This window comes from Streptomyces sp. ISL-66, assembly GCF_018614135.1.
Classification (GTDB): domain Bacteria; phylum Actinomycetota; class Actinomycetes; order Streptomycetales; family Streptomycetaceae; genus Streptomyces.
This window is the reverse complement of record NZ_JAGGOW010000011.1, coordinates 1-21,475: the sequence shown is the minus strand read 5'-3', so window position 1 is coordinate 21,475 and position 21,475 is coordinate 1. Positions and strand designations below refer to the sequence as shown.

20 protein-coding genes and 2 pseudogenes are annotated in these 21,475 nt (G+C 71.7%); 15 read left to right on the top strand and 7 right to left on the bottom strand.

Annotated features, from left to right (window positions below; all coding sequences use genetic code 11):
* Nucleotides 1-4: 4 nt before the first annotated feature.
* Complete coding sequence (locus J7E97_RS02740; RefSeq protein WP_215021795.1) at nt 5-541, top strand: arginine repressor; 537 nt, start codon at nt 5-7, stop codon at nt 539-541.
* Between the two features lie 94 nt (nt 542-635).
* Here the strand turns inward: J7E97_RS02740 and J7E97_RS02735 are convergent, their stop codons facing one another.
* From J7E97_RS02735 to J7E97_RS02725, 3 genes are read right to left on the bottom strand one after another with little or no spacing between them, the layout of a single operon-like run.
* Nucleotides 636-1,322 carry a L,D-transpeptidase gene (locus J7E97_RS02735; protein ID WP_251053688.1) on the bottom strand — a complete coding sequence of 229 codons (687 nt, stop codon included), beginning with the start codon at nt 1,320-1,322 and terminating at the stop codon, nt 636-638.
* 33 nt (nt 1,323-1,355) lie between these two features.
* Nucleotides 1,356-1,937, bottom strand: coding sequence for a pyridoxamine 5'-phosphate oxidase family protein (locus J7E97_RS02730; protein ID WP_215021791.1), 582 nt, complete (start codon nt 1,935-1,937; stop codon nt 1,356-1,358).
* Nucleotides 1,938-1,942: 5 nt separating this feature from the next.
* The gene (locus tag J7E97_RS02725; protein ID WP_215021788.1) at nt 1,943-3,436 is read right to left on the bottom strand and encodes a HEAT repeat domain-containing protein; all 1,494 of its coding nucleotides are present in this window, start codon (nt 3,434-3,436) and stop codon (nt 1,943-1,945) included.
* Nucleotides 3,437-3,613: 177 nt separating this feature from the next.
* Here J7E97_RS02725 and J7E97_RS02720 point away from each other — a divergent pair, with 177 nt between their 5' ends.
* Both J7E97_RS02720 and argH read left to right on the top strand, forming a co-directional pair.
* A complete protein-coding gene (locus J7E97_RS02720; protein WP_215021785.1) occupies nt 3,614-4,807 on the top strand; it encodes an argininosuccinate synthase in 1,194 nt (397 codons plus the stop codon).
* Between the two features lie 253 nt (nt 4,808-5,060).
* Nucleotides 5,061-6,491: an argininosuccinate lyase gene (argH, locus tag J7E97_RS02715; protein ID WP_215021782.1), complete on the top strand. Its 1,431-nt coding sequence runs from the start codon at nt 5,061-5,063 to the stop codon at nt 6,489-6,491.
* A 207-nt stretch (nt 6,492-6,698) separates the two neighbouring features.
* Here argH and J7E97_RS35475 read toward each other — a convergent pair.
* A pseudogene (locus J7E97_RS35475) lies at nt 6,699-7,052 on the bottom strand (hypothetical protein); the annotation flags it as partial.
* 98 nt (nt 7,053-7,150) lie between these two features.
* On the opposite strand from J7E97_RS35475, the gene J7E97_RS02710 reads away from it, so the two are divergent.
* The 3 genes from J7E97_RS02710 to J7E97_RS02700 all read left to right on the top strand — a co-directional run bounded on the left by J7E97_RS02710 (nt 7,151) and on the right by J7E97_RS02700 (nt 10,785).
* Nucleotides 7,151-7,702, top strand: a complete 552-nt coding sequence (locus J7E97_RS02710) for a TetR/AcrR family transcriptional regulator (RefSeq protein WP_215021780.1) — start codon at nt 7,151-7,153, stop codon at nt 7,700-7,702.
* Complete coding sequence (locus J7E97_RS02705; protein ID WP_215021777.1) at nt 7,699-9,243, top strand: MFS transporter; 1,545 nt, start codon at nt 7,699-7,701, stop codon at nt 9,241-9,243. Before J7E97_RS02710 ends, J7E97_RS02705 begins: the two co-directional genes overlap by 4 nt.
* Nucleotides 9,244-9,312: 69 nt before the next feature.
* Nucleotides 9,313-10,785, top strand: a complete 1,473-nt coding sequence (locus J7E97_RS02700) for a membrane-associated oxidoreductase (protein WP_215021774.1) — start codon at nt 9,313-9,315, stop codon at nt 10,783-10,785.
* Between the two features lie 3 nt (nt 10,786-10,788).
* Here the strand turns inward: J7E97_RS02700 and J7E97_RS02695 are convergent, their stop codons facing one another.
* Nucleotides 10,789-11,481 (bottom strand): 1-acyl-sn-glycerol-3-phosphate acyltransferase, encoded by a 693-nt coding sequence (locus J7E97_RS02695; RefSeq protein ID WP_215021771.1) that lies wholly within the window; start codon nt 11,479-11,481, stop codon nt 10,789-10,791.
* A 245-nt stretch (nt 11,482-11,726) separates the two neighbouring features.
* Here J7E97_RS02695 and J7E97_RS02690 point away from each other — a divergent pair, with 245 nt between their 5' ends.
* The 3 genes from J7E97_RS02690 (at nt 11,727) to J7E97_RS02680 (ending at nt 14,083) form a co-directional block, all read left to right on the top strand.
* On the top strand, nt 11,727-12,923 hold the full coding sequence (locus tag J7E97_RS02690) for a glycerophosphodiester phosphodiesterase (protein WP_215021769.1): 1,197 nt from the start codon (nt 11,727-11,729) through the stop codon (nt 12,921-12,923).
* A 73-nt stretch (nt 12,924-12,996) separates the two neighbouring features.
* Entirely contained in the window at nt 12,997-13,539 is a 543-nt protein-coding gene (locus tag J7E97_RS02685; protein WP_215021766.1) for an RNA polymerase sigma factor, read from the top strand.
* A 37-nt stretch (nt 13,540-13,576) separates the two neighbouring features.
* Nucleotides 13,577-14,083 carry a GNAT family N-acetyltransferase gene (locus J7E97_RS02680; RefSeq protein WP_215021764.1) on the top strand — a complete coding sequence of 169 codons (507 nt, stop codon included), beginning with the start codon at nt 13,577-13,579 and terminating at the stop codon, nt 14,081-14,083.
* Nucleotides 14,084-14,086: 3 nt separating this feature from the next.
* Here J7E97_RS02680 and J7E97_RS02675 read toward each other — a convergent pair whose 3' ends face one another.
* Both J7E97_RS02675 and J7E97_RS02670 read right to left on the bottom strand, forming a co-directional pair.
* On the bottom strand, nt 14,087-14,485 hold the full coding sequence (locus tag J7E97_RS02675; RefSeq protein WP_215021889.1) for a hypothetical protein: 399 nt from the start codon (nt 14,483-14,485) through the stop codon (nt 14,087-14,089).
* Nucleotides 14,486-14,522: 37 nt separating this feature from the next.
* Entirely contained in the window at nt 14,523-14,891 is a 369-nt protein-coding gene (locus J7E97_RS02670) for a hypothetical protein (protein WP_215021761.1), read from the bottom strand.
* Between the two features lie 465 nt (nt 14,892-15,356).
* Between J7E97_RS02670 and J7E97_RS02665 the strand changes: the two genes are divergently transcribed.
* The 6 genes and pseudogenes from J7E97_RS02665 to J7E97_RS02640 form a co-directional block, all read left to right on the top strand.
* Nucleotides 15,357-16,436, top strand: coding sequence for a methionine ABC transporter ATP-binding protein (locus J7E97_RS02665; RefSeq protein WP_215021758.1), 1,080 nt, complete (start codon nt 15,357-15,359; stop codon nt 16,434-16,436).
* Nucleotides 16,433-17,101, top strand: a complete 669-nt coding sequence (locus J7E97_RS02660) for a methionine ABC transporter permease (RefSeq protein WP_215021755.1) — start codon at nt 16,433-16,435, stop codon at nt 17,099-17,101. The genes J7E97_RS02665 and J7E97_RS02660 overlap by 4 nt, the downstream gene beginning before the upstream one ends.
* Nucleotides 17,102-17,205: 104 nt before the next feature.
* On the top strand, nt 17,206-18,066 hold the full coding sequence (locus J7E97_RS02655) for a MetQ/NlpA family ABC transporter substrate-binding protein (protein ID WP_215021754.1): 861 nt from the start codon (nt 17,206-17,208) through the stop codon (nt 18,064-18,066).
* Between the two features lie 242 nt (nt 18,067-18,308).
* Complete coding sequence (locus J7E97_RS02650; protein WP_215021751.1) at nt 18,309-19,016, top strand: GNAT family N-acetyltransferase; 708 nt, start codon at nt 18,309-18,311, stop codon at nt 19,014-19,016.
* A 76-nt stretch (nt 19,017-19,092) separates the two neighbouring features.
* Nucleotides 19,093-20,301, top strand: coding sequence for a precorrin-6y C5,15-methyltransferase (decarboxylating) subunit CbiE (gene cbiE / locus J7E97_RS02645; protein WP_215021749.1), 1,209 nt, complete (start codon nt 19,093-19,095; stop codon nt 20,299-20,301).
* A 272-nt stretch (nt 20,302-20,573) separates the two neighbouring features.
* Nucleotides 20,574-21,475, top strand: a pseudogene (locus J7E97_RS02640) (5,6-dimethylbenzimidazole synthase); the annotation flags it as partial.

Sequence of the window (21,475 nt, the reverse complement as noted above, 5' to 3'; positions counted from 1 at the left end):
GACGATGAGTCAGGCGCAGGACAACGAGCACGGCGGACAGGCCGTCCCGCAGACCCGCACCGCCCGCCACCGCCGGATCGTGGACATCCTCAACCGGCAGCCGGTCCGCTCCCAGAGCCAGCTGGCCAAGCTGCTCGCCGATGACGGGCTGAGCGTCACCCAGGCGACGCTCAGCCGCGACCTCGACGAGCTCGGCGCGGTGAAGATCCGCAACACGGGCGGCGAGCTGATCTACGCGGTCCCCAGCGAGGGCGGCTTCCGCACTCCGCAGGCACCGCTCGGCGAATCGGCGAAGGAGGAGCGCATGCGGCGTCTCTCCGGGGAACTGCTGATCTCGGCGGAGGCCTCCGCGAACCTCGTCGTCCTGCGCACCCCACCGGGTGCGGCCCAGTTCCTCGCCTCGGCGATCGACCAGGCCGAACTCCAGGCCATCCTCGGCACGATCGCGGGCGACGACACGCTGATGCTGATCAGCCGCGACCCGGCGGGCGGCCAGGCGCTGGCCGACCACCTGCTGCGGCTGGCGCAGAAGGAGAGCTGAGCGGGCGTCGGCAGCGCGGTGGCAGCGCCGCGGCACCGGTCCCGGGACCGGCCTCCCGGGACCGGCCTCCGGGACCGGCTTCGGCCCCCGCGCGTCAGTACCGGGTGACGGCCAGCGCCCCCGACTCCGTGCCGATCGCGATGTGCGGCCGCCTGCGCGGGTTCGCCCAGCGCAGGACCGCGCGCATCGCGTCCTCGGGGACCGAGACGCAGCCGGCCGTCGCCCCCTTGCCGTTCACGTGCAGGAAGATGCCCGCGCCCCGGCCCCGTACCGGCTGCTCGTAGTTGAAGGCGATGACCAGGGCGTGCGCGTACTGCTTCGCGTACGCGGTCAGATGCTCCGCCTCGCCCGGCGCGCAGTCCGCCGGCAGCGGTTCCACCCAGCGGTTGTAGCTGCCCGAGGCATTGTCCTGGCACCACCAGGAAGCGGGAGTCACCCGCCGGTAGTGGTACGCCGTGCCGGCCGGGGCGTGCGCGATGCCGAAGGCGTACGGGAGCGCGTACAGCCCGGCCGGGGTGGTGTCCGTGCCCTGCGTCCGCGTGGCGCCCTCGGTCAGGCCGTTCGCCCCGAACCGGGCCGGCGCGCTGCCCGCCTCGTACCAGTGCCCCGCCCGCCGGTCCCACCACGTCAGGCGCCCCGTCGTGGAGCCGGGCGCCGGGGCGACGGCGGTGATCAGCTGGCTGCCGCCGCCGGTGTCGGCGAGCCGGGCGGGCAGCGCGGGACCGGGGTACGGCTCGTGCGGGTCGTGCGGGCCTTGGGCCAGCAGGCCGGTGACGATCAGTGAGGCGAGGGCGACAGCGGTACGCGGCACATGTCAGACGGTACGGGGCGGAAGGGGCAGTGGCAGCGCAGGCAGGCCGTCGACACTCACCCCGATGAACTCCTTCTTCTCGCAGTACGCGTTGAACTCCTCGTCCGTCTTGCGGCCGAAGTACTCCGCGTGGAGGGTGCGCTCGCCCTGGTACTCCATGAAGGGGATGGCGTACCCGCACACGTCCGCGATCCGGCGGGCCTTGACGACGATGACCGCGCGCGCCGCCGGCCCGTCGGCATCCCCGAACAGCTCGACGAGCCCGTCCCAGCGCGGGTCGTCGCGGAAGACGGCCTCGCCGTCGCCGTGGATGCGCACGATGTTCGGCGGTCCGCTGAAGGCGCACCACATCAGCGTGATGCGGCCGTTCTCGCGGACGTGCGCGATGGTCTCGGCGCCGCTGCCCCCGAAGTCCAGGTAGGCGAGCGTCTGCTCGTCGATGACGACGAGGGTGCCGGCTCGGCCCTTGGGGGAGAGGTTGACGTGACCGTCACCCGCCAGCGGGGCGGTGGCGGTGAAGAAGATCGGCTGCTCCTCGATGAAGGTGCGAAGGCGGCCGTCTATGCGTTCGTAGAGCTTTCCCATGTGGATCAGTATCCGTCCGTCGTGGATTCCCCGCGGGGGAGTCCGAGTTGTGAGCGAATGCACGCCAAGACGTAGTCGCTGAACAGTCCCGTGCAGCGGTCCAGCAGGGTGCCGACCTCCGGGTCCCGCGGCGGCAGGGCGGGCGGCCCGTAGGGGGACCGCAGACTCTGGATGTACTGCGAGGCGAGCCGGCGCAGGCCCGCGTCCTGGTCCGTCAGCAGTTCCACGGAGGCCCGCAGTCCGGCCACACCGCCCTGGGCGTGCAACAGCCGGTACGCGGCGCGGCGGATGTGCACCGGCCGCCCGGGCGCCAGACGGTCCACCAGCCAGTCGGTGGGCAGCCGCCCCGCCGAGGAGCGCAGGCTCAGCGAGGCCTCGCGGGCCACGGAGGGCGAAGGGTCGTCCAGCAGCGCCCGCAGCGGCCCGACGTCGGTGGAGTCCAGCAGCCGCAGCCCGCGCACGGCGGAGGCCCGTACCGCCCCGGCCGGATGGTCCAGTAGCGCGCGCAGCAGCGGGGCATCCTCCCGGCGGGCGCACTCGGCGAAACCGGTCACGGCGTACGGGGTCACCCGGGCCGGGTCCTCGAGCAGCGCGCGGGAGAGGGCGCGGGGGTCCCCGCCGTCCTGTGAGACGAGCCAGCGCGCGCAGGCCCGTACGAGGCTGGAGCGGTCGGTGAGGTATCGGGGGGCCTCGGCGGCCCGCCCGGCCCGGCGCAGCGCGGTGACTCCGGCGGCCCGGACCAGCGGGAGGCGCCCGGCCAGCAGCTCGTCGACCGCCGCGTCGTCCGCTCCGTCGGCGGCCATGGCTGCCAGGGCGGCGTCGGTCCAGATCCGGCTCGTCACCGGGTCGAGCTCGGCACGGGCCCGGCCCGCGAGCTCCCGTACGGCGAGCCCGCCGCCCTCCAGGGAGATCCGGGTGGCGAACCGCCGGGTCGGCAGATCGTCGCTGTCGCGCAGCGCGGCCAGTACGGGCTCCATGGCTGCGTCCCGTGCCACCGGTGAGGGGCCCAGCCGCCACCAAGATGTCGCCACGGGCACCTGCTCACCGCGCAGCACCGCCGAGAACACCTCCAGCGCCCAGGCACCCTGCTCGCGCCGGGCCAGCCGCAGGACGAGCGGGGTCAGCAGGCGCAGCGTGCCCGTGGGGTCGGCGGCCAGCGCCGTGGTCAGTACCTTCCGTGCGTGCTCGCGCACGGCGGGGACCCAGTCGGTGCAGCGGATCGCGACCAGGGGCAGCGGGGAGTGCGGGTGTTCGAGCGCGGCCGCCCGGATCCACCCGTCGCGGTGGCACAGGCGCAGCGCGACGTGCGGGATGTCGCGGGAGCCGGGCCAGGAGTCCCGCACCGCCTCGTCGAAGGAGATCCACGCGGCAGGCCCTGCGTCCGGCGGCAGTGCTTCCGTGTCCGTGCCTTCCGCCGCCACCAGCCGCCCGACGGCGTCGCGACCGGCGTCGGCAGCCCGCCCCGCGTGCGTCTCCCGCTGTCCTCGTCCCGTGTGCATGGGCCCTCCCCCTGGTGTCCCGCCGATCGTAGGCCGCGGCGCTGGGGCGGCGCCTCTGATATTCGCGCTGGTCAGGGCATCGCACGAGGGGCTTGATTGACGAAACATACGGAGCAGTGCATAGTTATGCCTAGCGCTGTTGATGTAACGGCGGATGCACCCCGTGAGGAGAACCCCGTGACCGAGCGCGTCGTACTCGCCTACTCAGGCGGCCTGGACACCTCCGTCGCCATCGGCTGGATCGCCGAGGAGACGGGCGCCGAGGTCATCGCCGTGGCCGTGGACGTCGGCCAGGGCGGCGAGGACCTGGACGTCATCCGCAAGCGGGCCCTCGCCTGCGGGGCCGTCGAGGCCGAGGTCGCGGACGCCAGGGACGAGTTCGCCGAGGAGTACTGCCTTCCGGCGATCAAGGCAAACGCCCTCTACATGGACCGCTATCCGCTGGTCTCCGCCCTGTCGCGGCCGACCATCGTCAAGCACCTCGTCGCCGCCGCCCGCAAGCACGGCGCCTCCGTCGTCGCCCACGGCTGCACCGGCAAGGGCAACGACCAGGTCCGCTTCGAGGCCGGCATCGCCGCCCTCGGACCCGACCTCAAGTGCATCGCCCCGGTCCGCGACTACGCGATGACCCGCGACAAGGCCATCGCCTTCGCCGAGAAGGCCGATCTGCCGATCGCCACCACCAAGAAGTCCCCGTACTCCATCGACCAGAACGTCTTCGGGCGCGCCGTCGAGACGGGCTTCCTGGAGGACATCTGGAACGCGCCGATCGAGGACATCTACGAGTACACGGCCGACCCGGCCCTGCCGCGCGAGGCCGACGAGGTCGTCATCTCCTTCAAGGCGGGCGTCCCGGTCGCCATCGACGGCAAGCCCGTCAGCGTGCTCCAGGCGATCCAGCAGCTCAACGAGCGCGCCGGAGCCCAGGGCATCGGCCGGATCGACATCGTCGAGGACCGCCTCGTCGGCATCAAGTCCCGCGAGGTGTACGAGGCTCCGGGCGCGATCGCGCTGATCACCGCCCACCAGGAGCTGGAGAACGTCACGGTCGAGCGCGAACTGGCCCGCTACAAGCGGCAGGTCGAGCAGCGCTGGGGCGAGATGGTCTACGACGGCCTGTGGTTCTCCCCGCTGAAGCGGGCGCTGGACGGTTTCATCAACGAGGCCAACCAGCACGTCACCGGCGACATCCGGATGACCCTGCACGGCGGCCGCGCCGTCGTCACCGGCCGCAAGTCCGAGGAGTCGCTGTACGACTTCAACCTCGCGACCTACGACTCGGGCGACACCTTCGACCAGTCGAACGCCCAGGGCTTCATCGAGATCTTCGGTCTGTCCTCGAAGATCGCGGCCCGCCGCGACCTCGCCTGATCCGAGCCCGATCCGAGCTCGCAGTCCGAGCCCGATCCGAGCTCGCAGTCCGAGCCCGCAGTCCGAGCCCGATCCGAGCTCGCAGTCCGAGCCCGCAGTCCGAGCCCGATCCGAGCTCGCAGTCCGAGCCCGCAGTCCGAGCCCGCAGTCCGAGCCCGCAGTGCGGACCCGCAGTACGGACCGCTTCCCCGTTACCTCCGCGGCGGAGAGGCGGTTGCACATCCGAAGCCATGCATCTTGAGGAGCAGTAGCTGTGAGCAGCAACAACGGTGGCGACGTCCGGCTCTGGGGCGCCCGGTTCGCCGACGGTCCCGCCGAGGCCCTCGCGAAGCTGTCCGCGTCGGTCCACTTCGACTGGCGCCTCGCCCCGTACGACATCGCCGGATCGCGTGCCCACGCCCGCGCGCTGGCCAAGGCGGGTCTGCTCACGCCCGACGAGCTCGGCCGCATGATCGCGGGCCTGGACCAGCTCGAAGCCGACGTGGCGGACGGCTCCTTCGTCGGCACCATCGCCGACGAGGACTGCCACACCGCCCTGGAGCGGGGCCTGCTGGAGCGGCTCGGCGCCGACCTCGGCGGCAAGCTGCGCGCCGGCCGGTCGCGCAACGACCAGATCGCCACCCTCTTCCGGATGTACCTGCGCGACCACGCCCGGATCGTCGGCGGGCTGATCGCCGACCTCCAGGACGCGCTCGTCGGTCTCGCCGAGGCGCACGCCGGTGTGGCCATGCCCGGCCGGACCCACCTGCAGCACGCACAGCCGGTGCTCTTCGCCCACCACGTACTGGCCCACGTGCAGGCGCTGTCCCGGGACGCGGAGCGGCTGCGCCAGTGGGACACCCGGACCGCCGTCTCCCCGTACGGCTCGGGCGCCCTCGCGGGCTCCTCGCTGGGTCTGGACCCGGAGGCGGTCGCCGCCGACCTGGGCTTCGAGCGCGGGTCGGTCGGCAACTCGATCGACGGCACGGCCTCGCGCGACTTCGTCGCCGAGTTCGCCTTCATCACCGCGATGATCGGGATCAACCTGTCCCGGATCGCGGAGGAGATCATCATCTGGAACACGAAGGAGTTCTCCTTCGTGACCCTGCACGACGCCTTCTCCACCGGGTCGTCGATCATGCCGCAGAAGAAGAACCCGGACGTCGCGGAGCTGGCGCGCGGCAAGTCGGGGCGCCTCATCGGCAACCTGACCGGCCTGCTCGCCACGCTGAAGGCCCTGCCCCTGGCGTACAACCGGGACCTCCAGGAGGACAAGGAGCCGGTCTTCGACTCCTGCGACACCCTGGAAGTCCTGCTTCCCGCCTTCACCGGGATGATGGCGACCCTCACGGTCAACCGGGAGCGGATGGAGGAGCTGGCTCCGGCGGGCTTCTCGCTCGCCACCGACATCGCCGAGTGGCTGGTCAAGCAGGGCGTGCCGTTCCGGGTGGCGCACGAGGTGGCCGGCGAGTGCGTGAAGGAGTGCGAGGGGCTCGGCATCGAGCTCGACGAGCTCACCGACGAGCAGTTCGCGAAGATCTCGCACCACCTGACGCCGGAGGTCCGCACGGTCCTCAACGTCAAGGGCGCGCTGGCCTCCCGCAACGGGCGGGGCGGCACCGCCCCTTCGGCCGTTGCCATCCAGCTCACCGAGCTGAAGGCCGACCTGGTCATCCAGCACGCCTGGGCGACACACAAGAACTGACCGCGTCCCCGAAGGGGCGGCCGGGGCCTTCGAGCCCCGGCCGCCCCTTCGGCGTGGCCGGGGATCAGGGGCAGACGACGCTGACCGAGTACGGCCGGTCGCTGTCCACGGCGGCGCTGCCGCCGGCGGACGGCGTCGCCGTGCGGATGTGGATCCGGTGGGAGCCGGCCTGGCCGACCAGGATGGACGAGCTGCCCTGGCCCGGGTCGGAGACGTTGTCGCGTACTCCACGATGTACTGGGTCTTCCAGAAGGTCCCGCGGGGCGCCCGGCCGTGCATCCGGGGCCAGTCGATGTACGGGAGCTTCGGCAGACCCAGGTGTGGGCCTATCCACTCGTTCGCCTCGTCCTTCCAGGTGGTCGCCCACACCAGTTCGTACGCGTCCGCGAGCGCGAGCAGCTCCGCCCCGTGGCCGGGATTCAGCCAGACCCGCAGCGGCTCCGCGCTCTCCGTGTCCCGCCAGCCCGCGGGCCGCGTGCGGTGGGTGGTGTACCCCTCGGGGCGCCTCTGCGGCTTGGCCGCGTAGGGGTTCAGTGGGCCGTCCACGTCGATCAGGAGCAAGGGTTTGGGCTTCGTTTCGGCAGGATTCCCTTCGGTGCCCGAAAGGGCAGCTCATTTATGGTGAGACGTCTATGTCTCATTCGGGTTAGACTTGTCTCATGGCCATGGATCGTGATCAGGTGCTCCGCGCCGCCGCCGCCCTGCTCTCCCGCAAATCGACCGCCACGATGGACGAGGTCGCGAAGGCGGCGGGCATCGGCCGCGCGACGCTCCACCGGCACTTCGCCGGGCGCGACGCCCTCGTGCGGGCGCTCGAAGAGCTCGGCATCCGGGAGTTCGAGGTGGCGTTCGACAGCGCCCGGCTCGACGAGGGCACGGCGGTCGACGCGCTGAAGCGCCTCGTCGCCGAGGCGGAGCCCAATGCCGAGTTGCTGGCCTTCCTCGTCACCGAGAACCAGCTCTTCGAGGGCGACCAGGTCAACGAGGGCTGGGCCCGGCTCGACGCCCGCGTGAGCGCGCTCTTCCGGCGCGGCCAGCAGGAGGGCGACATCAGGATCGACCTGAGCCCCGCCTGGCTCACCGAGGCCCTGTACGGCCTCATCGGCACCTGCGCCTGGGCCGTCATGGACGGCCGGGTCGCGGCCAAGGACTTTCAGTACATGATCATCGAGTTGCTGCTCGGTGGCGCACGACGGAGTGTGGAGAAATGAGCCGTACCGAACAGCTGATGAAGGCGAAGGGGGCGGAGGGGAAGAGTCAGGGGCGTTGGATCGCGCTCTCCGTGCTCGTCCTGGCCGTCCTGCTGGTCGCCGTCGACGCCACCGTACTCGGTCTCGCCACTCCCTCCCTCAGCGAAGACCTCAAGCCGTCCGGCACCCAGCTGCTGTGGATCGGCGACATCTACTCCTTCGTCATCGCCGGCCTGCTCGTCTCCATGGGCTCCCTCGGCGACCGCATCGGCCGCAAGAAGCTGCTCCTCGTCGGCGCGGCCGCCTTCGGCGCCGTCTCGGTCCTGAACGCCTACGCGACCAGCCCCGAGATGATGATCCTCGCCCGGGCCCTGCTCGGCGTGGCCGGCGCGACCCTGATGCCGTCCACCCTCGCGCTGATCCGCAACATCTTCCACGACCCCAAGGAGCGCAGCCTCGCCATCGGCATCTGGGGCGCCACCGCCTCCGCGGGCGCGGCCGTCGGCCCGGTCGTCGGCGGAGCCCTGCTCCAGCACTTCTGGTGGGGTTCGGTCTTCCTCATCAACCTGCCCGTGATGATCGTCCTGGTCATCGTCGGCATCAAACTGCTGCCCGAGTCCAAGAACGCCGTCGCCGGCCCCTGGGACCTGTTCAGCGTCGGCCTCTCCCTCGTCGGCATCATCGGCGTCGTCTACGCCGTCAAGCAGGTCGCCACCCACGGCATGGGCTGGGAGGTGTGGGCCGCCGCCGTCATCGGAGCGGGCGCGCTGTACACCTTCGTACGCCGCCAGTTCACCCTGACCGCGCCCCTCCTCGACATGCGGCTCTTCAGGCACCGCGGCTTCTCCGGCGCGGTCCTCGCCGACCTGCTCACCGTCTTCGGCCTGTCCGGGCTGGTCTTCTTCCTCTCCCAGTTCCTCCAGCTCGTCCAGGGCCGCGAGCCGCTGGAAGCGGGCCTGGCCGAACTGCCCGCCGCCGTCGGTGCGGTGGTCACCGGCCTGGTCGCGGGCAAGTGCGCCCGCAAGTACGGCGTACGGGTCATCGTCACCGCGGGCCTCGCGGCCATCGGCGTCGCCCTGGCCGCACTCACCGTGATCCACAAGGAGACCGGCTACCCGCTGCTGGGCGCCGCCCTGCTCGTCGTCGGCCTCGGCGCCGGCTTCTCCTTCACCGTCACCGCCGACGTGATCCTCTCCAGCGTGCCCAAGGAGCAGGCCGGTTCGGCCTCGGCCGTCTCCGAGACCGCGTACGAACTGGGCGCCGCCCTCGGCATCGCCCTGCTCGGCTCCGTCGTCACCGGGGTATACCAGAGCTTCACCGCCCCGGCCTCCGTCAGCGGTCCCCTCGTCGGCGCCGCCCACGAATCCCTCGGCGGCGCCGTCGAAGCAGCCAAGACGCTGGACCCGCAGACCGCCCACCAGATGGTCGGCGCCGCCCAGGAGGCCTTCGTGGACGGCCTGCGGCTGGCCTCGGGCGTCGGTGCGGCCGTCCTGCTGGCCACCGCCGCGGCCGCCTGGTTCCTGCTCAAGGGCCAGGAGCTCCAGGACGGCATCGAGCACTGACGTCATGCCAGAGGGTGGCGTCCCGTGCGGAGTTGACACGCCGTCGGCGTGCGGGACACCATCCCGGCGATGGAGATCACCGATCTGACCCCGGCCGAACGCCGCGTATGGGAAGCCTTCCCGCGCGGTGAGGGCGTCGACTTCCGTGAAGACCCCGACGAGACCGGGGCGCAGGGGCACACCTGGGGGCCCGAGCGCACCCTGCGCGCCGGCGTACTCAGCGCCCTGCTGCTGAACGGTCCCACGCGCAACGGCCAGGTCGCGGGACTCAACGTCCGAGGTGCCCGGATCACCGGCAAGTTCGACCTCAAGTTCGCCGTCGTCGAACACGCGATCCGGCTGCGCGCCTGCTGGTTCGAGCGCAAGCTCCTGCTCTACGGATCCCAGCTGCGGGCGCTGGTCCTCTCCGACTCGACCCTGCCCGGACTGACCGCCGCCACCGTGAGCGTCGACATCGCGCTACGGCTCTCCTGCTGCCGCATCACCGGGCCCGTCCGGCTCCAAGGAGCCCGGATAACCGGCGGCCTCTTCCTCCAGCGTGCCGTCATCGGCATGCCCGACGCCCCGGAGACCGAGGAGCCACCGCTCCAGTTCAACCACGCCGACATCGGCACCGACGTCATCGCCATGGGCCTCACCGTCCACGGCCAGACGCGCATCAACGGCGCCACCGTCGGCGGGCAGATCAACCTCGACGACGCCCGCCTCCTCGCCCCCGCAGGCACCGCCCTGCACGCCGAGACCCTCACCGTCGGCACCGACCTGCGGGCCATGCGGGCCGACCTGCGCGGCCGGGTCAACCTCACCGGATCCCGCATACCGGGCCAGCTCAACCTCGCCTACGCCCGGCTCGTGAACCCCGGCGGCGTCGCCCTGCGCGCCTCCAGCTGCGTGGCCGGCGAGGTCTGGCTGCGCTCCTGCCCGACCATCCAGGGCGCGGTCAACCTGCGCCGCTCGAATTTCGACCTGCTGCACGTCACGCCCGTCACCTTGCCGCAGGAGATCCGCCTCGACGGCCTCACCTACCGCACCCTCGTCCCGCACCTGCCCGCGGACCAGCGGCTGCCCGCCCTGGAACGCGAAGCGGCGGGCTACCTCCCGTACGCCTACGAACAGCTCGCGGCGGCCTACCGCACGGTGGGCGACGAGACGGCCGCCCGCGCCGTCCAGCTCGCCAAGCTGCGCCGCCACCGGCGCACCCAGCCACGGCGCTCCCGCGTCTGGGGGCTCCTGCAGGACGCCACCGTCGGCTACGGCTACCAGCCGCTGCGCGCGGCGGCCTGGCTGATGGCGCTGCTGGTGACCGGGACGCTCGCCTACGGGCTCCGCCCGCCCCGGCCGCTGAAGCCGGGGGAGGCCCCGGAGTTCAACCCGGTGTTCTACACGATCGACCTGATGCTGCCGATCATCGGCTTCGGCCAGGAGTCGGCCTTCGCGCCCGACGGCTGGTACCAGTGGCTGTCGTACGTGCTGATCGTGACCGGCTGGGTCCTCGCCACGACGACGGCGGCGGGTGTCAGCCGGTCGCTCCAGCGGCAGTGAGCGCTACGCGGCTTCCTTGAACTTGGTCGCGTACATGTCCACGTACTCCTGGCCCGAGAGCCGCATGACCTCGGCCATCACCGAGTCGGTGACGGCGCGCAGGACGTAGCGGTCGCGGTCCATGCCCTCGTAGCGGGAGAACTCCATCGGCTCGCCGAACCGGACGGTGACCCGGCCGGGGCGCGGCATGCCGGCGCCGCCGGGCTGCAGCTTGTCGGTGCCGATCATCGCGAAGGGGACGACGGGCGCGCCGGTCATCAGGGTCAGGCGCGCGATGCCGGTGCGTCCGCGGTAGAGGCGGCCGTCGGGGGAGCGGGTGCCCTCGGGGTAGATGCCGAAGATCTTGCCCTCGTCGAGGATCCGGCGGCCGGTCATCAGGGCCGCCACGCCGCCGTTGGCCCCGTCGCGGTCGACGGGGATCATGCCGGCGCCGGTGAAGAACCAGGCCATGGCCCGGCCCTTGATGCCCTTGCCCGTCACGTACTCGTCCTTGCCGATGAAGTGGACCGTGCGGTCGCACACCAGCGGCAGGATCATCGAGTCGATGAAGGTGAGGTGGTTGCCCGCCAGGATCACCGGTCCCGTGCCCGGAATGTTCTCGATGCCCTCCACACGGGTGCGGAACATCAGGCGCATGACGGGTCCGACGGTGGCTTTGATGAGCGCGGTACGGAACAACGTGAGGCCCTCCGGCATCGAAAAGCGATTTTCGTGCACCCACCCCGAGGCGGTAGTGCAGGTGAGGACGATACTCGCGGGTCAGCTCTGATCGCACATCGGGTTCACGAGACGGACACGCAGTGTTGACACGTTTGCGCCATGTTCCCCCCGCGCACCCCTGCCCGCCGGTATCCCCCGCCTACGATCGGCACGCGCACACGGGCCGCAGGACCCGGAGATCCCGGGGCTCCTGGCTCGTGTCGGACGGGGAGTGGCTACTCATGACGCAGGGTGGGGCAGCGCGGCGCACGGTACTGGGGGCGGCCGTCCTCGCAGCGGGCACAGCGGCGGGCGCGCTGACCGTGGGAGCCGGAACCGCGGCGGCGGCCGGGAACGGCCCCGCAGGCGGGTCCGGCGGGTACCGGGGCCTGCCCGTGCCGACCGTCATCGGGCACCGGGGAGCCAGCGGCTACCGGCCCGAGCACACGCTCGGGTCCTACCAGCTCGCGCTCGACCTCGGCGCCGACGTGATCGAACAGGACCTCGTCGCCACCAAGGACGGCCACCTGGTGTGCCGCCACGAGAACGAGATCGGCGGGACGACCGATGTCGCCGACCACTCCGAGTTCGCCGCGCGCAGGACGACGAAGACGGTCGACGGCGTCGCGGTCACCGGATGGTTCACCGAGGACTTCACCCTCGCCGAGCTGAAGACCCTGCGCGCGAAGGAACGCATCCCCGCCCTGCGCCAGCGCAACACGCTCTACGACGGCCGCTGGGACGTACCCACCTTCGAGGAGGTGCTGCGCTGGGCCGACCGGGAGGGCCGGCGGCGCGGGCCGGGGGCCCCGGCCGCAGGCTCGGGGAGGGTCTGGCTGCACGTCGAGATCAAGCACCCCAGCTACTTCCGGGCCCTCGGACTCGGGCTGGAGGAGCCCCTCGCCAGACTGCTGCGCCGCTACGGCCGCGACGGCCGCGGCGCCCCGCTCTTCCTCCAGTCCTTCGAGCCCTCCAGCCTCCAGCGGCTCTCCCGGCTGGTCTCCGCCCCGCGCGTGGTCCTCCTCTCCGCGGCGAACACCCGCCCGTGGGACTTCGAACTGGCCGGGGACCCCCGTACGGTCGCCGATCTGGTCAAGCCCGAGGGGCTGGAGTGGATCGCCGGATTCGCCCAGGGCGTCGGGCCGACCATGGACCTGATCCTGCCGCGCGACGCCGCGGGCAAGCTCGGCGCCCCGACCACGCTGGTCAAGGACGCCCACGCGAAGGGACTGATCCTGCACCCCTACACCGCGCGCAACGAGAACGGCTTCCTGCCGGCCGAGTACCGCAGGGGCACCGACCCGGCGGCGTACGGAGACGCCTTCGGCGCCTTCAAGGCGTATTTCGAACAGGGGATCGACGGCATCTTCACCGACCAGGCCGACACAGGGCTCCTCGCGGCGCAGGCATTCCGTCCCGGCCGGGGCGTCAACCCGTAGCCGCGGCTTCTCGTACGAGTGGGCCGCGCCCGGCGGGGAAACCGCCCGGCGCGGCCTGCGCGTCCCGCCCGGCATGGACCTGCTGAAGGCTGACCTCTACTGGAAGCTCCGCCCGCTGCTCTCCGCCGAGGCGTCGGCGGAGGCCGCGGGCACCGGCGTGGACGCCGCCGACCTCGAACAAGCCGTCTGGGTCAGGCTGCTGGAAGACCACCGCATGCCCGCGGACCCCGCCGGCTGGCTGCGCAGGGCGGTGCGTTCGGAGGCCCGCGGGGCGCGCCGCCGGGCCCGGCGCGAGGTGCCGTACGGCGGCCCCCCGGCCGGATCCGGCGCGGAGGCCGGGGGCGGTACCAGTACGGGCGCCGAACCGGAAGACGCCCTCCTGCACGGCGAGGAGAACCGGGCCCTGCGATCGGCGGTCGCCCGATTGCCCGGGCGGTGTCCGGAGCTCATGAGGGCACTTCTTTCGCCCAGGGACCTCACCTACCGTGAAATCGCAGGAGAGTTGGGTATCTCACAAGGAAGTTTGGGGCCCGTCCGTTCCCGTTGCCTGGGATGTCTGCGCAGAATGCTGGCCGTAGAGGTTGCGGCTCCCGCCCTGCGGGGAATGGAGCGGTAGACCAAAAGGCCACCAGGTGAGCGGGAGGCATGCGCACATGGGCATGAGCGTGACGATTTCGGCGGCAGCCGCCGAGGATGCCGAGCAGATCATCAAACTGCAGTATCTGGCGTTCCAGAGCGAGGCCGAGCTGTACGGCAACTACCGCATCCAGCCGCTCACCCAGTCCCTGGACTCCCTCAAGGCGGAGCTCGCGGCGGACACCGTACTGGTGGCCCGGCTCGGCGACGAGATCGTCGGGGCCGTGCGCGGCAACGTCGACGACGAGGGCACCGGCAAGATCGCCAAGCTCTGCGTCCACCCGCGGCTCCAGGGTCACGGACTCGGCGCGCGGCTGCTGCGCGCGGTCGAGGAGGCCCTCGCGGGCCACGACGGGACCGCCCGCTTCCGGCTGCTCACCGGCCACAAGAGCGAATCGAACCTGCGGCTCTACCGCAAGGCCGGCTACACGCAGGTCGGCGGCCGCACCGCGTCCGACGGCGTCCGCCTGGTGATCCTGGAGAAGGAGGCCAAGGAGGCCACCGACTTCGCGGTCAGCGCCTAACGCCTAACGCCTGGCGCGCAGCCAGAGCATCCCGGTGATCGGCAGGATCACCGGGATGAACAGGTAGCCCCTCCCGAAGTCCGACCACACGGTCGCGTCGGGGAAGGCCTCGGGCCGCACCAGGGTCCAAGTGCCCACGACGAGTACGCCGGTCAGCTCGGCGGCGCAGCAGATCCGCGCCGCCTTGCGGGCCGTCTCCCCGCCGCGCACCAGCGAGTACGTGATGAACACGTAGACCGCGGCGGCCGCGGCGGACAGCGAGTAGGCCAGCGGCGCCCGGTCGAACTCGGTGGAGATCTGGTAGATCGAGCGCGAGACCGCGCCGACGGTGATCACTCCGTAGAGCCAGACCAGCAGCACCCCCGGCCCGGTGACCAGGCGCCCGCGTCCGGCGGCGGGCATCGTGGATCCCGTATCCGTGTCCGTACCCTTGTCCGTGTCAGGCACCGGCGTTTCCCCAGATGTCGTAGAGCCGCACTTCGAGCACGGCCAGGACGACCGCGCCCGCGGCCACCGTCACCGAGCCCCACTTCGTCCGCTCGCTCAGCGAGAGCATCGCGGCGGCCGGGATGGTGGCGAAGGCGCCCACCAAGTAGGCGACGAAGAGCACCGTGCCCTGCTCCGGCTTCTCGCCGCGGGCGAGCTGGACCAGGCCGACCACCAGCTGCGCGAGGACCAGTACGGTCACCACGGCCATCCCGACGAAGTGCCAGTCCTTGGTCGGCTGGTCCCGCCAGGTGGCGTGGCCGCACCAGGCGGCGAGGGCGAGTGCGGCCACGCCGATGGCGACCGTCAGGGCGTCGAGCATGCAGCGAGGGTATTACGGGCCGAAAGACCCGATGCGCCCGCCCCCGCTCCGGGCTTTCCTGGAAGACATGAAGGTGATCGGACCTGACGGATGCCGTCCGGGATGTGGCCGCATCGCGTCCGCTATTCGGACAGCCTTGATCGGTGGCCGGGATCGTCTGGTTTACTGGAGCCCATGACCACGACGAGCAGCCGCACCCTTGCGACCGAGGCGACGATGACGCCCGGTGCTCGTTGTATGTGTCGAATGCGCGCCTTCTGAGGGCCCCCTTCCCGCAGTCTCGCGCCCCGAAGCGAGACCGGCCGAGCCTCCTCCGCATTCCACGCCCCGCGTGAACCCGGACCGCTCCTGCCCCGTATGCGCCGGAACCACCGTTTTCCGACGGTTCGCGCCGCATGCGTCCCCAGATGTTTGCCCCGTGCCCGGCACCCGCTGCGCCGTGCACTCGACAGCGACGGAAATCCTGTGATCACCACATCGGGCCTCACGAAGGTCTACCAGTCCCGTGGCCGCGAGGTCACCGCCCTGGACGGCGTCGACCTGCACGTCCGCCAGGGCGAGGTCTACGGAGTCATCGGCCAGAGCGGCGCCGGCAAGTCCTCCCTGATCCGCTGCGTGAACCTGCTGGAGCGCCCCACCACCGGCAGCGTGAGCGTCGACGGAGTCGACCTCACCGCCCTCGCCGGCCGCGGCCGGCGCGCCGGCAAGGAGCTCCGCGAGGCCCGCAGCCGCATCGGCATGGTCTTCCAGCACTTCAACCTGCTGTCCTCGCGCACCGTGCAGGGCAACATCGAGCTGCCTCTGGAGATCCTCGGCATCTCCGGCCGCGAGCGTTCCCGCAAGGCCGCCGAACTCCTCGACCTCGTCGGCCTCACCGACAAGGCCAAGTCCTACCCCGGCCAGCTCTCCGGCGGCCAGAAGCAGCGCGTCGGCATCGCCCGCGCCCTGGCCGGCGACCCCAAGGTGCTGCTCTCCGACGAAGCCACCAGCGCCCTGGACCCCGAGACCACCCGGCAGATCCTGCAGCTGCTGCGCGACCTCAACCGCCAGCTCGGCCTGACCGTCCTGCTCATCACGCACGAGATGGACGTGGTCAAGTCCGTCTGCGACTCGGCCGCCCTGATGAAGCAGGGCCGGATCGTCGAGTCCGGCACCGTCAGCGAGCTGCTGGCCACCCCAGGCTCCGAGCTCGCCCACGAACTCTTCCCGCTCACCGGGTCCGCGACCACCGAGGAGCACACGGTCATCGACGTCACCTTCCACGGCGAGACCGCCACCCGGCCGGTCATCTCCCAGCTGGCCCGCACCTACAACATCGACATATCGATCCTCGGCGCCGCGATGGACACCGTCGCGGGCCGTCAGATCGGCCGCATGCGCATCGAACTGCCCGGCCGCTACGAGGACAACGTCGTGCCCGTCGGATTCCTGCGCGAGCAGGGCCTTCAGGTGGACGTCGTGGAAGCCGACACCGGCGCCGACCCCGTGACCGGCACGGACGTGGACGGCGAGCTCGCCGCGCTCCTCGGGGACGGTGCGAAGTGACCTGGTCCGAAATGCAGCCGCTGCTCACGCAGGGCACCTTCGACACCCTCTACATGGTGCTGTGGTCCACCCTGGTCACGGTCCTCGGCGGGCTGCCCATCGGCATCCTGCTGGTCCTCACCGACAAGGGCGGCCTGCTCCAGAACCGCACGGTCAACAAGGTCCTCGGCGTGATCGTGAACATCGGCCGCTCGCTGCCCTTCATCATCCTCCTGATCTTCCTGATCCCGCTCACCACGGCGATCGTCGGCACCTTCATCGGCCCCACCGCCATGATCGTGCCGCTCGCCATCGGCGCCGTCCCCTTCTTCGCCCGGCTCGTCGAGACCGCCGTCCGCGAGGTGGACCACGGGCTGATCGAAGCCGTCGAGTCCATGGGCGGCGGCATCCCGACCCTGGTCGGCAAGGTGCTCCTCCCGCAGTCCCTGCCCTCCCTGATCGCGGCCGTCACCACCACCGTGATCACCCTGATCGGCTACTCCGCCATGGCCGGCGCGGTCGGCGGCGAAGGCCTCGGCTCCAAGGCCATCACCTACGGCTTCCAGCGCTTCGAGACCGGCTTCATGGTCGCGACCGTCGTCGTCCTGGTCGTGCTCGTCACGGTGATCCAGCTCATCGGCGACGGCGTGGTACGCCTCCTCGCGCGCCGGGGTCGGACAGCCTGATCCGGGCCCGAGCCGGACATTTCAAACTTCCTTTCCGAGAAAGCCCGCACTTGTCGTGCTTGGGCCGCCACCCGCAAGAGCAAGAAGCAAGAAAGGCACTCTTCGTGCGTAAGAACATCAACTTCACCGCCCTCGCCGCCACCGCCGCCGCGCTCACCCTCTCCCTGAGCGCCTGCGGCAGCTCCTCGGACCCGTCGTCCAAGGCCGACGGAGGCAAGACCGACGAGAGCAAGCCGCTCGTCATCGCGGCCTCCCCGACCCCGCACGCCGACATCCTGAAGTTCGTGAAGGACAACCTGGCGGCGAAGGACGGCCTGAAGCTGGAGGTGAAGGAGTTCACGGACTACGTCCTGCCGAACACCGCCACCCAGCAGGGCCAGGTCGACGCCAACTACTTCCAGCACGTTCCGTACCTCGACGACTTCAACAAGAAGAACGGCACCGACATCGTGCCCGTCGTGAACGTGCACCTGGAGCCGCTCGGCCTCTACTCCAAGAAGGTCAAGGGCCTCGGCGACATCAAGGCCGGCCAGACCATCGCCGTCCCCAACGACCCCACCAACGAGGGCCGCGCGCTCCAGCTGCTCGCCTCGAACAAGCTCATCACCCTCAAGGAGGGTGTCGGCACCGGCGCCAAGCTGTCCGACATCACCGACAAGAAGGGCCTGGAGTTCAAGGAGCTGGAGGCCGCCACGGTCCCGCGCGCCCTCAACGACGTGGACGCCGCCGTCATCAACGGCAACTACGCCATCGAGGCCAAGCTCGTCCCGGCCAAGGACGCGCTCGTCCTGGAGAAGGCCGAGGGCAACCCCTACGCCAACATCCTCGCCGTCAAGAACGGCAAGCAGGACGACCCGCGGATCCAGAAGCTCGCGAAGCTCCTGAACTCCGACGAGGTCAAGAAGTTCATCGAGGACAAGTACCAGGGCTCGGTCATCCCGGCCTTCGGCAAGCCCGCCTCCTGACCCCGCGGCTTGATCCACCCGGCCCGACCGGCCCGATCCGGCCGGGCCGACCGGCCCCGTACACCCCACCGGTGTACGGGGCCCCGCGGTGCCCGCTTCCGGGCAGCCCGGCCCTGCACATCCCCGGGCCGATACTGCATGCTGTGGCCTACGACCCGCACGAACGGTTCCGCACGAACGGTCCGCCGCCCCCGGTCGCAACGCACCACGGTCGCACCACGGTCTCAGGCATGGAGCTGCGCATGACTACCACCTTCCCGGACGTCACCATCAGCACGGACCGGCTGGTGCTGCGCCCCTTCGAGGAAGAGGACGCCACCGCGCTCACCGAGATGATGAACGACGAGCAGGTCACCGCCTGGACCTCGGTCCCGCACCCCTACACCCGCGCCGACGCCGTCACCTGGGCCACCCGGACCGCGCACGCCGAGCGCACCGAGGGCCGCGGCATCGTCTTCGCCGTCACCGAGTTCCTCACCCAGCGCCTCGTCGGCATCGTCCACCTCCAGGGCACCAACTGGCTCACCCGCGCCACCGAAGTCGGCTACGTCACCGCCCCCTGGGCCCGCGGCGAGGGCTACGCCAGCGAATCCGTCGGCGCCGTGGCCCGCTGGCTCTTCCGCGAGCAGCGCTTCGAACGCCTCGAACTGCGCACCGCGGCCGACAACACCGCTTCCCAGCAGGTGGCCCAGAAGATCGGCTGCGTCAGCGAGGGCGTCCTGCGCAGCGCCTGCATAGTGCGCGCCCAGAACCCCGACGGCTCCTGGAGCGACACCCGCAGCGACCTCATCGTCTGGGGCCTGGTCCCCGAGGACCTCGACGACGAGGCCGACGGCTACGCGGACGGCTACGCGAGCGGTTACGGGGACGGCTACTCCAGCGGCTACGACGGGTACGAGACCCGCCCGTCCGACGCGAACGGCTACGCGGTCCCGTCCGACTGGAACTGACCCGATGACCAGGTAGTCTCACCGTGCCCGACCCCCTCCGGCGAAGCTCCGCCCCCACACCAGGAGACTGACGACGATGGCCGACCGGGTCACGGTGATCGGCTGGGACGGCTCCCCCTTGACCGCGGCCGCCCGGTCCGCGCTCTCCGCCGCCACCCTCGTGGCCGGCGCCGCCCACCACCTCGCACTCCCCGAAGTACCGCCCGCCGCTGAGCGCATCCGCCTCGGCAGCGTGGGCCTCGCGGCCGGCCGGATCGCCGGCCACCGCGGCACCGCCGTCGTCCTCGCCGACGGGGACCCCGGCTTCTTCGGCGTCGTACGCGCCCTGCGCGCCCCGGAACACGGTCTGGAAGTCGAAGTGGTACCGGCCGTCTCCGCCGTAGCCGCCGCCTTCGCCCGCGCCGGCATGCCCTGGGACGACGCCCAGGTCGTCGTCGCCCACAGCCGCACCCTGCGCCGCGCCGTCAACGTCTGCCGGGCCCACCCCAAGGTCGCCGTCATCACCTCGCCGGGCGCCGGCCCCGCCGAACTCGCGCTGCTCCTCGAAGGCGTCCACCGCACCTTCGTCATCTGCGAGGAACTGGGCACCGACAAGGAGCAGGTCACCGTCCTCACCTCCGACAAGGCGGCCGACCACAGCTGGCGCGACCCCAACGTGGTCATCGTCATCGGCGGCCAGCCCGCCGCCTCCGACCCCGCCTGGCTCCTCGGCCAGAGCGCCGCCCAGAGCGCCGGCCGCGGCTGGGCCCGCCCGCAGATCGACGTGGGAGAAGGGGAGTCGGCGCAACTGCGCGCCGCCCAGCTGGCCCGGCTCGGCCCGCGCACCGGCGACCTCGTCTGGGACATCGGCTCCGGCTCCGGAGCCCTCGCCGTCGACGCGGCCGCCCTCGGCGCCGCCGTCATCGCGGTCGACGCCGACCGGCACGCCTGCGAACGCGCCGTCACCGCCGCCCGCGCCCGGGGCGTTCAGCTCCAAGTCGTCACCGGCCGCGCCCCGCACGTACTGGAGACCCTGCCCGAGCCCGACGTCGTCCGCGTCGGCGGCGGCGGACCCGAGGTCGTCGCCGCCGTGGCCGACCGCCGTCCCGAACGGATCGTCAGCCACGCCTCCACCCGCGACGAGGCGGAGGCCATCGGCCGCGTCCTGACCGAGGGCGGGTACGCCGTCGAGTGCGCGCTCCTCCAGTCCGTCGGCCTGGACACGCGGACCTGGACCGAACAGCAGCGTTCCGTGGTGTTCCTGCTGTCCGCCGAACGCCTCGTCAACCGCTCGCCACAGCACTAGCCACAAGCCCGGGGTAGGCTGGCCGACCGTCGCACCGCCCGGACGTTTCGGGCACGCGGCACCGACTCGACTCGGGACGTGGCGTAGTCCACAGAGGACCGTGGCGGTTATGGCCGCCGCGGTGGCGAACGGGCACGACAATACTTACTGGTTGTCGTGCAAGCGCGCGTGAGGCGAATCGGTCTGACGGCGATCGGGCACGGCAACTCCGCTCGGCGGCTTCGTGGGCGCCGAGCGATCGAAGAGGCAACACCGATGGGCGAGGGGTAAGCATGACTGACACCGGCCAGGTTCCGGGCGAGGGTCTCCCGGACAGCACGGGCATGGTGGATCAGCAGGGCCTCCCCGCCCCGGTTCCCGTGCCGCCGTCCCCCGCTACCGGGGGCTACGCCTTCCAGGACCTCGTGGACGACCCCGCCGAGCCGGAGGACGAGGAGCTGCTGCTGATGCCGAGCAGCCAGGGCGCGTGGAGCGACCCGCAGGTCGTCCCGCCGGTGCCTGCCTTCCCCGAGCCCGCCGCTTACGGGGACGGCCCGTACGCCGAGTACCCGCAGCAGGCCCCCGCATACCCGCAGCCGGTCACCGGGTACCCGCAGCCGGTCGCCGAGGCGCCGCACGGCTTCGAGCCCGCCGGCTACCCGCAGCCCTCTTTCGCGGACCCTTCCTTCGCCGAGCCGTCCTTCCCCGACCCCGCGTCCTACGGTGCGGGCGCCCACGAGGCGGGCGGCCGGGACTCCGGCGCGCTGGACCTCGGCGCTTTGGCGGCCCCCCCGGCCCCTGCCCCGGTGATCCCCGCCGCCCCGGCCCCGATGCGGCGGCCGCTGCACATGGGCCCGCCCGTGCCCGAGGCCACCGGGGGAGTCGTACGCTCCCTCGCGGACCGGGGTCCGGCCGCGACGCCGGCGCCCGCGCAGGCTCCCGTGCTGTCCGCGCTGAGCACCCCCGCGCAGCCGGTCCCCGTGCGACAGCCCGGTCCGCCGACCACCGGACCCGAATACCTGGACGCCCCGCGCGCCGAGGCCGCCCCGCAGTCGGTCGAGATCCCGGTGCAGGCCGGGGCCCCGTGGGCGGTGGAGCCGGTTCCCGAGCAGCCGGCCGCGGCCCCCGCCGAGGCCGAGCCGGTCGCCGTGACCGAGCCCGGAGCCGAGCCGGCCGCGGCTCCCGAGCCGGAGCC

Bases quoted from the DNA above. Each gene is read 5' to 3' on its own strand.
- J7E97_RS02725 (WP_215021788.1), bottom strand. From the start codon at position 3,436: ATGCACACGGGACGAGGACAGCGGGAGACGCACGCGGGGCGGGCTGCC.
- cbiE (WP_215021749.1), top strand. From the start codon at position 19,093: ATGGCCGACCGGGTCACGGTGATCGGCTGGGACGGCTCCCCCTTGACC.
- J7E97_RS02650 (WP_215021751.1), top strand. From the start codon at position 18,309: ATGACTACCACCTTCCCGGACGTCACCATCAGCACGGACCGGCTGGTG.
- J7E97_RS02710 (WP_215021780.1), top strand. From the start codon at position 7,151: ATGGCCATGGATCGTGATCAGGTGCTCCGCGCCGCCGCCGCCCTGCTC.
- J7E97_RS02685 (WP_215021766.1), top strand. From the start codon at position 12,997: ATGGACCTGCTGAAGGCTGACCTCTACTGGAAGCTCCGCCCGCTGCTC.
- J7E97_RS02670 (WP_215021761.1), bottom strand. From the start codon at position 14,891: ATGCTCGACGCCCTGACGGTCGCCATCGGCGTGGCCGCACTCGCCCTC.
- J7E97_RS02730 (WP_215021791.1), bottom strand. From the start codon at position 1,937: ATGGGAAAGCTCTACGAACGCATAGACGGCCGCCTTCGCACCTTCATC.
- J7E97_RS02690 (WP_215021769.1), top strand. From the start codon at position 11,727: ATGACGCAGGGTGGGGCAGCGCGGCGCACGGTACTGGGGGCGGCCGTC.
- J7E97_RS02675 (WP_215021889.1), bottom strand. From the start codon at position 14,485: ATGCCCGCCGCCGGACGCGGGCGCCTGGTCACCGGGCCGGGGGTGCTG.
- J7E97_RS02680 (WP_215021764.1), top strand. From the start codon at position 13,577: ATGGGCATGAGCGTGACGATTTCGGCGGCAGCCGCCGAGGATGCCGAG.
- J7E97_RS02700 (WP_215021774.1), top strand. From the start codon at position 9,313: ATGGAGATCACCGATCTGACCCCGGCCGAACGCCGCGTATGGGAAGCC.
- J7E97_RS02740 (WP_215021795.1), top strand. From the start codon at position 5: ATGAGTCAGGCGCAGGACAACGAGCACGGCGGACAGGCCGTCCCGCAG.
- J7E97_RS02705 (WP_215021777.1), top strand. From the start codon at position 7,699: ATGAGCCGTACCGAACAGCTGATGAAGGCGAAGGGGGCGGAGGGGAAG.
- J7E97_RS02695 (WP_215021771.1), bottom strand. From the start codon at position 11,481: ATGCCGGAGGGCCTCACGTTGTTCCGTACCGCGCTCATCAAAGCCACC.